This window comes from Microbacterium sp. NPDC089987 (assembly GCF_044748505.1).
Taxonomy (GTDB): domain Bacteria; phylum Actinomycetota; class Actinomycetes; order Actinomycetales; family Microbacteriaceae; genus Microbacterium.
On the sequence record NZ_JBIVGE010000001.1, the window covers coordinates 579,858 to 594,261 of the forward strand.

The window sequence follows — 14,404 nt, forward strand, 5'->3', positions numbered from 1 at the left end:
ATGAGTCCGTTATATTCTACAAACATAGAAAAACGCAACTGCAGCCCAAGGAGCCGTCATGTCATCGTCGACACAGTCCCGCCGTCCGCTCTACGAGGGTGGTCCTGCCGTCCCGCCCCTCGCCCTCGGGTCGTGGAACACCTGGGATCGGATGGGCGCCGACGAGGCGGTGGCAATGATCCGCCGAGCTGTCGAGCTCGAGGCCGGCTTCTTCGACGTCGCCTACTACAACATGGGTCCGCATGCCGAGAACTCGCGCACCGACATCCTGTTCGGGCAGGCGCTGCGCGACAGCGGCGTGCCGCGTGGCGACGTCGTGCTGTGCGGGAAGCTGTGGCTGTGGGACTGGCCCAACGTGTCGTTCCGCGCGCAGCTGGAGGAGAGCCTGCAGCGCGCGCAGCTCGACAGGTTCGACGTGCTCGTGGTGGGCGACTACATGACTGCCCCCGATGTGCCGGCCCTCGTCGCAGAGGTGGATGCCCTGATCGCCGATGGACTCGTCGACGCGTGGGGCATCAACAACTGGCGCATCGAGCACACCCGGCAGGCTCTCGACGTGGCCGCGCAGGAGGGGCTGGCTGCCCCGAGGTTCGCGCAGCTGAAGTACGGCATCGCCCGTCGCGCGATGGCGGAGGGAGAGGCGTACGGGCCGCTGTTCGACGACGGCAGCCTTTCGCTGCAGGCATCCGATGTCTTCGAGGGCGGCATCCTCGCCGGCCGACTCGTGCCCGAGCGCAAGATCGGCGCGGACGTCGGGGGGATCCGCGAGCAGATCGCCGCGATCTACCCCGAGGTGCAGCGCATCGCGGAGCGGTTCGCGGTCAGTCCGGCGGCCCTCGGCGTGGCGTTCTGTCTGGCGAACCCGGCGGTCTCGAACGTGCTCTTCGGTGCCTCGCGGATCAGCCAGCTCGAGCAGAATCACGCCGGGCTCGCTCTGGCGCGCGAGCGCGGCGCGGAGGTGCGGGATGCCCTGTCGCACCTGCAGGTGGACCGCGGCGTGCGCGCCGACGGAGCGTGGTGACGCGCGCTGCGACAAGGGTCGTGCGCGCTCGGTCAAGGCTTCGGCGAACTGCCCCGAAAGACTGCTTGCACTCTTTTTCCACATGTGTAGACTAACCAGCACGACACATCGAAGTGGCGTCGGATCCGACACCTCCGGGGGCGGACGAAGGCACTTCGACCCTTCTTCACCACTCCTTGCACCCGAGAGAAGGAACTCATGAGACGACTGCCCGTCACGATCGCCGCGGCCCTGACCGCGACCATCGTCCTCGCCGGATGCTCGGCATCCACCTCGCCGAAGGACGGCGACGCCGCTGCCGGCGACGGACCCGAGGCGCTCAACATCGGCAACTTCCTGGACATCACCTCCTGGGACCCCGCCCTGGCCGACATCGGCTTCGACGGCCCCTACCTGTCGGCCGTGTACGACTCGCTCATCGCCCTGGATGCCGACGGCAAGCCCGTCCCGTCGCTGGCGACAAAGTGGACCGTGGCCGACGACGACCTCAGCATCGAGCTCGACATCCGCACGGACGCGAAGTTCTCCGACGGCACCGCGGTCGACGTCGACGCGGTCATCGCCAGCCTCGAGCACCTCAAGGAGGGCGCCCGCTCATCCGAGGCGTACACCCACGTCGCGGGCTTCTCGAAGGTCGACGACGACACCGTCGAGATCGAGCTCACCGAGCGCGACGACACCATCCTCTACCTGATGGGCCTCGGCCGCAGCTACGTCATGTCGCCCAGCGCGATCGAGGCGGACTCGCTCGGCAAGGAGCCGATCGGCTCCGGCCCCTACGTGCTCGACTCGGGCACCAGCGTGCCCGGCGCCGAGTACCACTTCACCCGTGCCGCCGACCACTGGGACGCCGACACCTACGACTTCGCGGAGCTGTCGATCTACCCGATCATGGACGCCACCGCGCGGCACAACGCCATGCTCAGCGGCCAGATCAACGTGCAGTACGGCGACGTCGCCAACATGGCCCAGGCTGAGGAGCAGGGCTGGAACACCGCATCCCGCGTCTCGGGCTGGGCGGGTCTGGTCATCACCGACCACACCGGCAAGAAGAGCGAGCCGCTCGGCAAGCTCGAGGTGCGCCAGGCGCTCAACTACGCGTTCGACGGCGCGGCCATCCTCGCCGCGGTCGGCAGCGGTGCCGGCGTCGCGACGAACCAGGTGTTCCCCGACGGCAGCGAGGTGAACGACCCCTCGCTCAACGAGACGTACGCGGTGAACATGGACAAGGCGAAGAAGCTCCTCGCCGAGGCCGGGTACGCCGACGGCTTCGAGATCTCGATGCCCATGTCGCCCGTGTTCGAGATGTGGAAGCCGTCCGCCGAGCAGGCTCTGGCCGAGCTGGGCGTGAAGGTCACCTGGGACAACATGCAGATGCCCGACTACCAGCTCAACGCGCCCAACTACCCGATGTTCATCTCGTTCCTCGCGATGGACGGCGACCCGGTGGCGACCGTCTCGCGCCAGGTGACCAGCGTGCAGTGGTTCAACCCCGAGCCGGACTACGCCGAGAACGAGGTTCTCGCGCCGCTGGTGGAGAAGGTGCAGTCGGCCCGCGGCGACGAGCAGCTCGACGCCATCAAGGAGCTCAACGCCGCCCTGGTCGACCAGGCCTGGTGGTCGGTGTGGTACCAGGCGAACAACCTGTACTACAGCGCGCCCGGCATCAAGGTGCAGCCCGTGGTCGGGATGATGTTCCCGACCCTGCGCTACATCACCCACGGCTGACACGCGTGGGGGATCCGGGCACCGGATCCCCCACCCCACCCCCTCACCCGAGAGGCACCCATGCTCCTCTTCACCGCGAAGCGCATCCTCTCCGGACTGCTGCTGCTCGTGGCGGTCTCGATCGGCACCTTCTTCCTCGCGCACCTGGCCATCAGCGATCCCACGGCCGCACTGCTCGGCACCACAGCGAGCCCTGCGCAGCAGGAGGCGCTGGCCACGAAGATCGGTCTCGACCGTCCGCTGCTCGTGCAGTTCGGCGAGTGGTTCGCGAATCTGCTCACCCTCGACTTCGGCAGCTCCTGGCGCAACTTCCAGCCGGTGGGCGCGCAGCTGGCGATCAAGGTCCCGGTGACGCTCTCGGTGGTGACCTTCGCCACTCTCATCACCGCCGTGCTGGGCGTGACCTTCGGGCTCATCACCGGTCTGCGTCCCGGTACGTGGTTCGACCGCATCCTGAAGAGCGTCTCGGTGGTGCTGTTCGCGCTGCCGGGGTTCTGGCTGAGCCTCGTGCTCGTGCTCTGGTTCGCCGTGCAGCTCAAGTGGTTCCCCGCCGTCGGATATGTCCCGCCCACGCAGCCGGTCGACGGCTGGCTGCGCTCGATCACGCTTCCCGCCGTCTCGCTCGCACTGGGCGGCATCGTCGCCGTCTCCGAGCAGCTCCGCAACGCCGTGATCGCGCAGAGCTCCCAGGACTGGGTGCGCACCCTGCGCAGCCGCGGACTGCCCGACCTGCGCGTGAACCTGCACATCCTGCGCAATGCGTCGCCGGCGGCGCTCACCGTGATCGCCCTGATGTTCGTCGGCCTCCTGTCTGGTGCGATCGTCGTCGAGCAGATCTTCAGCCTCCCCGGCCTCGGCCAGCTGACCAACCAGTCCTCGCAGAACGGCGACATCCCGATGCTGCTCGGCATCACGGTGATCTCGATCGTCTTCGTCGTCCTCATCAACCTCCTGCTCGACCTCGTGCTGGGCTGGATCAACCCGAAGGTGCGTGTCGCATGACCACGACCGACATCCGCGTCGCCTTCGACGAGGCCGCGCAGAAGCGCCGCTCCACTCTGCTGCGCCGGTTCCTCCGTCACCCCGGCGGCATCATCCCGCTCGTCATCTTCCTGCTGATCGTGCTCGCCGGCGTCCTCGCTCCGCTGCTGGCTCCGATGGACCCCAACTTCGTCGATCTCGGTGCCGCCAAAGCTGCTCCCGGGGCCGAACATCTTCTCGGCGGCGACTCGACGGGCCGCGACATCCTGTCGCGCCTGATCTACGGCGCGAGGACCACGCTCTGGGGCGCGCTGATCACGATCGTGACGGCCGTCGTCATCGGAGTGCCGGCCGGCATCAGCGCGGGGTACTTCCGCGGCACGTTCGACCGCATCGCGATGTGGATCAGCGACGCCCTGCAGTCGATCCCCGGCATGATCATCCTGCTGGTCGTCGCCGCCGGGAGCCGCAACAACTTCGAGATCCTGATGGCCACGGTCGGCGTGTTCATGGTGCCCGGCTACTTCCGCATTTCCCGGTCGCAGACGCTGGCCGTGCGCGAGGAGCCGTACATCGACGCCGCGGTGGTCTCCGGACTCTCCGACGCGCGCATCATCTTCCGTCACGTCATCAAGGCCGTCTACCCGCCGGTGATCATCCAGACCGCGCTCACCGCGGGCATGGCGATGGGCATGCAGGCGGGCCTGCAGTTCCTCGGCATCGGCGACTCGAACGTGCCCAGCTGGGGAGCGATGATGCTCGAGGGCTTCCGGCTGATGCTCACGTACCCGCTCATGCTGCTGTGGCCCTCGGCCGCACTGGGCATCACGATCGCCGTGCTCGCGGTGATGGGCTCGACCCTCGCCGAGCTGGTGCAGGTGCGCACGCCCCGCGCTCGCCACCGGTCCGCCGACCTGAGCGCGTCGCCCGCCACACCCGCAAGTGGCGTGGCTCGGCACGGCCAGACCGACGCCGTGCTGCGAGTCGAGGGCCTGAGGGTCGCTCACGCGACGCCGACGGGGGAGACCGAGGTCGTGCACGGAGTGACTTTCGACGTCGCGCCGGGTGAAGTGGTCGGCATCGTCGGCGAGTCCGGCTCCGGCAAGTCGCAGACCGTCTTCTCGGTGCTCGACCTGCTGCCCTCGTCCGGGCGCAGCTCGGCGGATGCCCTGTTCGTCGCCGGCCGGGATGTGACCGCGGCTCCCGCGAAGGAGCGTCAGGCGCTGCTCGGACGCACGATCGGCTACGTCCCGCAGGAGCCGATGAGCAACCTCGACCCGTCGTACACGATCGGCCACCAGCTGGTGGAGCCGCTGCACGTGGTGCACGGCATGAGCCGCGCCGAGGCGACGCAGCGCGCTCGCGACATGCTGCTGCGGGTCGGGCTCACCGACCCCGACCGAGTCCTGCGCAGCTATCCGCACCAGATCTCCGGCGGGATGGCCCAGCGTGTGCTCATCGCCGGCGCGATCGCGGGCAAGCCCTCGCTGCTCATCGCCGATGAGCCGACCACGGCGCTCGACGTCACCGTGCAGGCCGAGGTGCTCGAGCTGCTGCGCGAGCTGCAGCAGGAGTACGGCATGGCCCTGGTGATCGTGACGCACAACTTCGGCGTCGTCGCCGACATCTGCGATCACGTGGTGGTGATGCGCGGAGGGCACATCGTCGAGTCCGGTGCGGTCGATGCGCTCTTCGACGCGCCGGTCGACGACTACACCCGCGAGCTCATCGCCGCCTCCCTCGACGATGCGGCAGGACGGCGCGAGCTCGATCGCTCGGTTGCGGCGACGCCGTCGACGGCTGCTCAGAAGACGGATGCTCAGAAGACGGACGCTCAGAAGGAGGTGCGCGCATGAACGCGCTGCTCGAGGTCGATGATCTCGTCGTGGAGTACGGGCGCGGGCGCCGCACGTTCCGGGCGCTGCACGGCGTCTCCCTCGACATCGCGCCCGGCGAGTGCCTCGGGCTGGTCGGCGAGTCCGGCTCCGGCAAGTCGACGCTGGGCAAGGCCATCCTTGGCCTCGCGCCGGTCACCCGCGGGTCGATCCGCTTCGACGGTCGTGAGATCAGCACCCTCGGTCGCGGTGCGCGCCGGCAGCTGGCATCCGACATCCAGGTGGTGTTCCAGGACCCGTACGGCTCGCTGAACCCCGCGATGACGATCGGCGACACCCTGAGCGAGCCGCTGCTCACCAGCGGGCTCAGCGCTGCCGACGCGAAGTCGAGGGTGCGCGAGATGCTCGACCGAGTGCGCCTGCCGTCGACCGCGATCGACCGGTATCCGAGCGAGTTCTCGGGCGGGCAGCGACAGCGCGTGGCGATCGCGAGAGCGCTGGTGCGCCGTCCCCGGCTGATCGTGTGCGACGAGCCCGTCAGTGCGCTCGATCTCACGACGCAGGCCGCGATCCTCGACCTGTTCATCGAACTGCAGCGAGACACCGATGTCGCCTACCTCTTCGTCTCGCACGACCTCGGCGTCGTGCGCCGCGTCTGCCACCGCGTCGCCGTGATGTACCGCGGTGAGATCGTCGAGGTCGGCGAGGGCGAGCAGGTCACGAAGTCTCCTCGACACCCGTACTCCGAGCGCCTGCGACTGGCATCCCCCGTCGCGAATCCCCGGGCGCAGCGCACGCGCCGCGCGGAGTGGCTCGCATTGCGCGAGGTCGCCGATGCGACGTTACGTTAGCAGTGAGGAGACCGGCGCCCGGCTGAGCACGAGGGAGCCGGATCGGATCGTCGCGCAGGGCGCGGGGGAGGGGAGCCATGCCGAAGATCATCGACCACGACGAGCGCCGTCGGGAGATCGTCGCCGTCGCCAGGGGGATCATCCTCAAGGGCGGGTTCGAGGCGGCGACGATGCGCAGCATCGCGGCCGAGGCGGGGTTCGCGAACGGCGCCCTGAAGCACTACTTCCCGGGCAAGGAGAGCATCGTCGCGGCGACGTTCGAGACGATCCTCGCCGAGATGGCGGAGGGTGTGCGGGACGTCGGCGAGACGGCGGACTCGGCGTACGACGCCCTGCGTGTGTTCCTGCAGGCGACCATCCCGCGCACACGCGAGCAGATCGCGGCGGGGCGGGTGCTGCTGGCCCTGTGGGAGTACGCCGTGTCGAACGAGTCGCTGGCCGATCTCTATCGCTGGCACCTCTCGGCCTGGCATGCGCAGCTCATCGAGCACATGGAGGCCGCGCGCGACGACGGCGCGATCCGCGAGCAGGACTATGCCGCACACGCGAACGAGTTCATCTCCGCCGCCGTGGGGGCGACGGTCATCAACCTCATGTACCCGGATGGCGAGCGCATCGCCGACTACGAGGACTACATCGAGCAGTTCCTGGCGCGACTCCGCTGACGGCGGCGCGCCTGAATCCAGAGAAAGGCGCGTCATGACCGACTCACTCCACATCCGCATCGACGAGCACCCGGCCGATGGTCGGCCGGTGGTGTTCCTGCACGGCTTCGCCTCGAGCGGAGCCGCCGACTGGCCTGCCGAGGCGTGGGCTCCGGCGCTGAGCGCGGCCGGACGCACGTCGATCGTCATCGATCTGCCCGGGCACGGCGAGAGCGCCGGTCTCGGAGTGACGAGCACGGGTGAGATCGTCGACCGGATCGCCGAGACGATCGGCGAGAAGGAGGTCGACGTGGTGGCGTATTCGCTCGGTGCCCGTCTGGCGTGGGACCTCGCCTCGCATGACGGCGTGACGGTGCGGCGACTGGTGCTCGGCGGACTCAGCCCGGTCGAGCCGTTCGCCGCCGTCGACCTGCCCGCGGCACGCGACGCCGTCTCCGCAGGCGCCGCGCCGCAGGATCCGCTCACCGGCATGATCGTCTCGATGACCCGGATGCCCGGCAACCGGGCATCCGATCTTCTGGACGTCGTCGAATCGCTCGCCGCCGAGCCCTTCGACCCGGCTCTCCGCCCTCCGGCCCAGCCCGTGCTGCTGCTCGGCGGAACCGACGACCCGATGGCGCAGGGCATCGACGCGCTCGCCGAGGCGCTGCCGGACGCACGCGTGCGGCGCGTGCCGGGCGACCATCTCTCGGCACTGCACAGCGATCAGCTGCGCGACGAGACGCTCGCGTTCCTGGACGAGTAGTCCTCCTCGCGATCCCGACCGCGGCGCCGTCCGCCCTTTAAATTCCACAACTGTAGATTCTCGTACCCCGCGCGTGAGCGCAGAACGAAAGGTAACACCATGACCACCACTCCGCAGGCAACCCGCATCGTCGAACTGGCGACGGGCTACATGGCCGCCAAGCAGCTCTTCGAGGCCAGTCGCATCGGCCTGTTCGCGGCCGTCGCATCCGGAGCCGACACGGTGCCGGCGATCGCCGAGCGCACCGGTGTGAGCCCGCGCATCGCGCGCATTCTGGCCGACGCCATGACGGCCAAGCAGCTGCTCACGCGCGCAGACGGGCGCTACGCGCTCGCCGACGACGCCGCCGCTTACCTCGTCGGCGAGGGCTCCGCGATCGACCTCGGGCCGTTCCTCACCTTCCTCGACGAGATCAGCTACCCGCACTGGCTGCAGTTCGGCCACACCGTCGACACCGATCAGCCGGGCGATCTGCAGATGGACGACGCGCGCTGGGCGACCTTCATGTCGGGCGTCATGACGTACAACGCGCTGCACTCCCAGGAGTTCGGCCGCCTGGTCGACCTTCCCGACGCGCGCCGTGCGCTGGACTTCGGCGGCCTGTCCGCCGGTTTCGCGCTCGAGCTCATGAAGCGCAACCCCGAGCTGCGCACCACCTTCCTGTATGCGCCCGGCTTCGAGGGCGGCGTGACCGAGGCGGTCGAGGCGGCAGGGGTCGCCGATCGGGCATCGCTCGAGACGGGCGACACGGCCACCGCACAGCCGGAGGGGGAGTACGACGCGGTGTTCGCGAACCACGTCATCCACCGCTTCTCGGCTGAGGAGAACGCGCAGATCTTCCGCAACCTGCGTGCGGCCGCCGCGACGGGTGCGACGCTGACCGTGCTCGACTTCTTCCTCGACGACGATGCCGACCAGCGCGTGCTCGACGCCGTGCACGCGGGTGAGTACCTCGTCATCGACGGCACCGTCGTCTACCCGGAGTCCGAGGTGCGCGGGTGGCTGCAGGATGCCGGCTGGCGGGTCGACGACCGCGTCGAGCTGCCCGGCAGCCCGCGGGTGCTCATCGCCACCGCCGTCTGAGCGCAGCAGCTCCGAGCACGCAGAAGCGGGGCCGTCCGGATGGGCGGCCCCGCTTCTGCGTCTCGAGGGGGTGAACGACAGGGGGTGGGGGAGGGAGCCCGTCTCAGTCCCGGGCGAACACGGTTCTGCCGTCGACGACGGTGCGGGCGATCCCGATGTCCGCCACCGAGCGACCGGTCTCGAGCGGATCCTCGTCGAGCACGACCAGATCGGCCACCTTGCCGACCTCCAGCGAGCCCTTCCAGTCGGCCGCGCCGTCCTGCTCGGCCGGAACGAGCGTGAGCCGCCGGAGCAGCTCCGAGCGCGTGGTCGAGTCATCGCGGCCGAGGGCCGCGAGGGCGGCGTCCATGCCGATCCGCCAGTCGGGTGTGGCGATGGGGGCATCGCTGGTCACCGTGGTGCGCACGCCCGAGCGGATCATCTCATCGAGCGGCCACGCGCGCTGGATGCGCTCGGCACCGAGCATCGCACCGGCCCACTCATGCGTGTGCTCGGCGATGAGCGGCTGCACCGCGAAGCCGGCGTCGAGACGTCGCAGCCGCTCGATCTGAGCGGGCGTGGCGAGGTCGCCGTGCACCACGTAGTGCGGTGCGGCGGGTCGCGGCGCGTCATCCGCGCTCTCCAGGGCGGTGATGAACTCGTCGATCGAGCGGTCTCCCGTGGCGTGCACGGCAACCTGCAGTCCCTGTTTCGCGGCCAGGGAGATCATCGTGCGGAACGCGTCGAGCGGGTCGGTGCCACCGCGGGTGAGCAGGTGGCCGTCGGTGCCGTCGGGGTACGGCTCGCACACCCACGCGGTGGCCATCGGCGGGATGCCGTCGGCGAAGACCTTCACCCCGGTGACCGCGAGCCACAGCGGATCGGTGTCCGGGGCGGGCGTCGCGATGCCGCGCGTGAAGTCATCGAGGCGGCTCTCACCGTCGACCGTCCCGAACAGCCGCAGCAGGGTGACACGCGATGTCTGCGCGCCCTCCCGGTGCAGATCGAGGTAGGTGCGGAGCATGTCATCGCCCAGGCATCCCGTCTCGCCGTCGTTCTCGCCGGGGCCGATGCCGGGCTCGGTGTAGCTCGTGATCCCGAGCTCGGCCAGCAGCGCCCACGTGCGGCGCAGGGCGGCACGTCGCTCCGCCTCGGTCGAGACCAGGCGGCCCGCGGGCTGCTCGGCGGGCGGCGTGTCGGAGAAGAACAGGTGCGGCCAGCGTGCGCCGAGCCAGGCCCCGTGCAGATGTGCGTCGTTGATGCCGGGCAGCGCCGTGCGCCCGTCGAGCTCGATGATCTCGCGCGTCCGCATCGTCCGCGCTGCTGACCCCACCGCCACCACGCGACCGGCGCGCACCGCAAGGGCGTCAGTGATGACGTGCTCGGCGTCGAGGGCGCGGATGATTCCACCGCGGATGACCAGATCGACGTCGTCGTCGAAGATGTGCTCGCTCATTATTCCACCAGTGTAGACGAAAGGCGGAGGGTGAGCCAGCGACGCGACGGCGCGCCCGGCGGCGTGGGCAGGTGCTCAGGACAGCAGTGCGACGACCGCGATCGCTCCGATCACGATGATCAGCCCGCGCAGCAGCCAGCCGGGCAGGCGCCGGCCGATCATCGCGCCGAGGCCGGAGCCCGCCAGGGATCCGACGGCGATCGTCCCGATCGCCACCCAGGGCAGCGGGCCGGAGAACAGGAACACGATCGTCGCGACGACGCCGGCGATGGTCTGCAGCACGTTCTTCACGGCGTTCACCCGCTGCAGGTCCTCGCCCGTGGTGAGCTCGAGGATGCCCACGATCAGCACGCCCTGTGCCGCGCCGAAGTAGCCGCCGTAGACGCCGGTTCCGAAGATCAGCGGCAGACGCAGCCAGCGCGGCCACAGTCCGCCTTCGCGAGGGGCCCTGGTGCGACGATTCATCATCGGCTGCACGGCGACGAGCGCGCAGCCCACGACGATCAGCACCGGAGCGACGAGACGGAACACCTCTGCAGGCAGCGAAAGCAGGGCGAGCGCGCCGATGATCGCACCGATCACGGTCAGCCCGGCGAGCGGCAGAAGCGCACGCCACTGGCCGCGCAGTTCGCGGCGGTACCCGACGACGCCGCCGATGTTGCCGATCGCGAGACCGACGGTGTTCGCGATGTTCGCAGGCACCGGAGGCACGCCGAGCGCGAGCAGCGTGGGGAACACGATCAGGCTCCCCGAGCCGACGACGGTGTTGATCACCCCCGCTCCGAGTGCGGCGAGGGCGAGGAGGCCCAGTTCGAAGGCGGAGAAGGTCGTGATCATCGATGCAGCTCAGTTCGCGTGTTAAGAATCGGGTTTCATGGCTCACAGACAGTCTGTCGGATTCTGCATACCGGAATCGCCCTCTCGCATCGGATACCGGCCTCTAGCCTGGTCGAGGCGAACCCGCCCCTCATTCACTGCAGCGCCCGACCCGGCGGCGCTCGAGCATCACGCAAGGACGCAAATGGACGATGTCGTGACACACCGCGACGGCTGGAAGGTCAAGGAAGAGCTGGCAGAGCGGATGATCCCGCTCATCGGCGGACTGAATCGGGAGCGCGATGTCGTGACGTCGCTGCACGGGCACCGTCTGCTCGGCCTGTCGACCACCGGCATCCTCGAGGTGCACGAGCGGGTCGCGCAGCTCGGCCACCGGCAGATCGCCCTCACCGACACACTCGCCGTGCTCGAGGCGCTGCGCGAGCTCGCTCCCGGTGCCTCCTCGCTGGATGTCGCGCGCCTGATCGAGGGCCACGCCGAGAACGGCGGCGACCTCGACGAGTACCTGCGCAGTGCGCTCGCGCCCGCTCTCGGCGCTGAGCTCTCCGAACCGGTCGACGTGGTGCTCTACGGCTTCGGCCGCATCGGCCGGCTGCTGGCCCGCATCATCATCGACCACACCGGCGGCGGCAGCGGCCTTCGCCTGCGCGCGATCGTGGTCCGTCGCGGCTCCGACAACGACATCGTCAAGCGCGCATCCCTGCTGCTGCGAGACTCCGTGCACGGGCGCTTCGCCGGCACGGTCACGGTCGACGAGGAGAACTCGCAGATCATCGCGAACGGCAACCGCATCCAGGTCATCTACTCCGACGATCCCGCCACCGTCGACTACACCGCGTACGGCATCCACGACGCGATCATCGTCGACAACACCGGCCGCTGGCGCGACGAGGAGGGACTCAGCCGCCACCTGCAGGCGAAGGGCGCCGCTCGCGTGCTGCTCACCGCGCCCGGCAAGGGCGAGCTGAAGAACATCGTGCACGGCATCAACGACTGCACGATCGAGGCCGGCGACCGCATCCTGTCCGCGGCATCCTGCACGACCAACGCGATCACGCCGGTGCTCGCGGCGATGGATGAGGCGTACGGCATCGTGCGCGGCCACGTCGAGACCGTGCACTCGTTCACCAACGACCAGAACCTCATCGACAACTTCCACAAGGGCGACCGTCGCGGACGCTCGGCGGTGCTGAACATGGTCATCACCGAGACCGGAGCTGCGAAGGCCGTCTCCCGCGCTCTGCCGCAGCTCGCCGGGAAGCTCACCGGTTCGGCCATCCGCGTCCCCACCCCCGACGTCTCACTGGCGGTGCTGCACCTGACGCTCGAGAACCCGGCCACGAAGGACGAGCTGAACGACTACCTGCGTCGCGCATCGCTGCACTCCAAGCTGCGTCAGCAGATCGACTACGTCGAGAGCCCCGAGGTCGTCTCCACCGACTTCGTCGGCTCGCACCGCGCAGGCATCGTCGACGGGCTCGCGACGATCGCGAACGACCGCGACGTGGTGCTCTACGTCTGGTACGACAACGAGTACGGATACTCCTGCCAGGTCGTGCGGGTGCTCGAGGTGATGGCCGGCACCCACCCCGTCGTGCTGCCCGCACGCCGCGAGGTGACCCTGCACGCCTGACCGCCGCTGGCGGCCGGGCCATCCGATGGTTCCGACGCCGGCGCCGACGCACGCCTCAGATCACTCCGCGGCGTGGCGGTCGAGGAACGAGTACACCTCGCTGTCGTCAACGCCCGGGAACGCGCCGCGCGGCAGCGGACGGAACATGTGCGTGTGCACGCGGGCGCTCGGCCACGCTCGTCCCTCCCAGCGCTGAGAGACGGCCGGCGCGGCGCGGCGGCAGCAGGACTCGTCGGGGCAGGTCGACTGCGCACGATGCTGCGTCTCGCGACCACGCCACCAGCGCGCGTCGTCGAAGGGCACGCCGACCGTGACCGAGAACCCTCCGTCGGTCGACGACCCGGTCTGCGTGGCGCACCAGAACGTGCCCGACGGGGTGTCGGTGTACTGGTAGTGCTCGGTCGTGCGGTTGCGCTGCTCGAAGGCAGCGCGCGCGCCGAACCGACGGCAGGCCGGCTGCCCCTCCACGGCGCCTGTCACATCCATCGGCAGCGGCAGGTCGTCGTTCTCGTAGACGCGGGTGATCGCGCCGTTCTCGTCGACGCGCAGGAAGTGCAGGCGCATGTCGAGGTGGTGCGTCATCAGGTTGGTCATGCGCATCCCGGCCGCCTCGTGCGTGACGCCGAACGCGTCACGGAAGTCCTCGACGGCGAGGTTGCGGTCTTTCTTCGCCTGCTGCAGGAACGCGACGCCGGCGGTCTCGGGAATCAGGCAGCATGCGGCGAAGTAGTTGATCTCCAGTCGCTGCTGCAGGAAGTCGGCATAGTCGGTCGGGGGAGTGTGGCCCAGGATGCGGTGCGCCATCGCCTGCAGAGCCATCGAGCGCAGGCCGTGCCCGCCGGGGATGGACGCCGGCGGCAGGTAGATGCGTCCATGCTCGACGTCGGTGATCGAGCGGGTGGAGTGGGGGAGGTCGTCGGCGTAGATGAGCTCGAAGCCGAGCTTCGCCGCCATCAGGGTGACGGTGCGGTGCGTGAGGGCGCCAGAGACGTGGCCGGCGGACTTGAGGTGCTTCTCGGCGAGAGCCTCGATCTCGGGAAGGTAGTTGTCGCGCGCGCGCATCGTGAGGCGCATCTCGGTGTTCGCGCGACGCGCCTCCTCGGGTGTGGCGATCGCCTCGGTCTCACGGCGGTGCAGCTCGCGGTGCAGGCCGAGAATGGCCTCGATCGTCTCGTCGCTCATGGTCTTCGACACCCGCACTCCGGCGATGCCCAGCTGGCGGAAGATGGGGCTCGACTGCGCCCGCTCGAGCTCGATCTCGAGCGCGGCCCGGCGGTTCGGCGGCTCTCCCGAGATGAGATCCGCGACATCGGTGCCGCACGCCTCGGCGATGGCCTGCAGCAGCGACAGCTTCGGCTCGCGCTTGCCGTTCTCGATGAGGCTCAGCTGCGAACCGGCGATGCCGACCTTCGCACCCAGGTCGTCGAGGGTGAGATTACGCGCCGTGCGGTGATGCCGGATGCGATGTCCGAGAGTGCTGAGTTCGAGTCCGCTGGTCGCCATTGTTTGAGCTTATCCGAAAGAAGACATATTTTTTCAACCAGCGCAGCGGGCAAACACGACGAAACCTCGCGGATGATTGTCACAACG

12 protein-coding genes are annotated in these 14,404 nt (G+C 69.1%); 9 read left to right on the top strand and 3 right to left on the bottom strand.

From position 1 onward, the window contains the following. Window positions 1–58 precede the first annotated feature (58 nt). The 8 genes from ACIPV2_RS02655 to ACIPV2_RS02690 all read left to right on the top strand — a co-directional run bounded on the left by ACIPV2_RS02655 (window position 59) and on the right by ACIPV2_RS02690 (window position 8,909). Entirely contained in the window at window positions 59–1,021 is a 963-nt protein-coding gene (locus ACIPV2_RS02655) for an aldo/keto reductase (RefSeq protein WP_400838129.1), read from the top strand. A gap of 198 nt (window positions 1,022–1,219) precedes the next feature. Next, the gene (locus ACIPV2_RS02660) at window positions 1,220–2,749 is read left to right on the top strand and encodes an ABC transporter substrate-binding protein (protein ID WP_400838132.1); all 1,530 of its coding nucleotides are present in this window, start codon (window positions 1,220–1,222) and stop codon (window positions 2,747–2,749) included. Between the two features lie 60 nt (window positions 2,750–2,809). Beyond that, on the top strand, window positions 2,810–3,751 hold the full coding sequence (locus tag ACIPV2_RS02665; RefSeq protein ID WP_400838135.1) for an ABC transporter permease: 942 nt from the start codon (window positions 2,810–2,812) through the stop codon (window positions 3,749–3,751). Next, window positions 3,748–5,586 (top strand): dipeptide/oligopeptide/nickel ABC transporter permease/ATP-binding protein, encoded by a 1,839-nt coding sequence (locus ACIPV2_RS02670; protein WP_400838138.1) that lies wholly within the window; start codon window positions 3,748–3,750, stop codon window positions 5,584–5,586. Before ACIPV2_RS02665 ends, ACIPV2_RS02670 begins: the two co-directional genes overlap by 4 nt. Then, a complete protein-coding gene (locus ACIPV2_RS02675; RefSeq protein ID WP_400838141.1) occupies window positions 5,583–6,416 on the top strand; it encodes an ATP-binding cassette domain-containing protein in 834 nt (277 codons plus the stop codon). Before ACIPV2_RS02670 ends, ACIPV2_RS02675 begins: the two co-directional genes overlap by 4 nt. 77 nt (window positions 6,417–6,493) lie before the next feature. After that, window positions 6,494–7,081 (top strand): TetR/AcrR family transcriptional regulator, encoded by a 588-nt coding sequence (locus tag ACIPV2_RS02680; protein ID WP_400838144.1) that lies wholly within the window; start codon window positions 6,494–6,496, stop codon window positions 7,079–7,081. Between the two features lie 34 nt (window positions 7,082–7,115). Further along, a complete protein-coding gene (locus ACIPV2_RS02685) occupies window positions 7,116–7,826 on the top strand; it encodes an alpha/beta fold hydrolase (protein ID WP_400838147.1) in 711 nt (236 codons plus the stop codon). A gap of 99 nt (window positions 7,827–7,925) precedes the next feature. Further along, on the top strand, window positions 7,926–8,909 hold the full coding sequence (locus ACIPV2_RS02690; RefSeq protein ID WP_400838150.1) for a methyltransferase dimerization domain-containing protein: 984 nt from the start codon (window positions 7,926–7,928) through the stop codon (window positions 8,907–8,909). Between the two features lie 103 nt (window positions 8,910–9,012). On the opposite strand, the gene ACIPV2_RS02695 is transcribed toward ACIPV2_RS02690, so the two are convergent. After that, window positions 9,013–10,344 carry an amidohydrolase gene (locus tag ACIPV2_RS02695; RefSeq protein ID WP_400838153.1) on the bottom strand — a complete coding sequence of 444 codons (1,332 nt, stop codon included), beginning with the start codon at window positions 10,342–10,344 and terminating at the stop codon, window positions 9,013–9,015. Window positions 10,345–10,419: 75 nt separating this feature from the next. Continuing rightward, on the bottom strand, window positions 10,420–11,181 hold the full coding sequence (locus ACIPV2_RS02700) for a sulfite exporter TauE/SafE family protein (RefSeq protein ID WP_400838156.1): 762 nt from the start codon (window positions 11,179–11,181) through the stop codon (window positions 10,420–10,422). A 184-nt stretch (window positions 11,182–11,365) separates the two neighbouring features. Here ACIPV2_RS02700 and ACIPV2_RS02705 point away from each other — a divergent pair, with 184 nt between their 5' ends. Continuing rightward, a complete protein-coding gene (locus ACIPV2_RS02705; protein WP_400838159.1) occupies window positions 11,366–12,814 on the top strand; it encodes a glyceraldehyde-3-phosphate dehydrogenase in 1,449 nt (482 codons plus the stop codon). Window positions 12,815–12,874: 60 nt separating this feature from the next. Here the strand turns inward: ACIPV2_RS02705 and ACIPV2_RS02710 are convergent, their stop codons facing one another. After that, window positions 12,875–14,317, bottom strand: a complete 1,443-nt coding sequence (locus ACIPV2_RS02710; protein ID WP_400838162.1) for a helix-turn-helix domain-containing protein — start codon at window positions 14,315–14,317, stop codon at window positions 12,875–12,877. Between the last annotated feature and the right edge of the window lie 87 nt (window positions 14,318–14,404).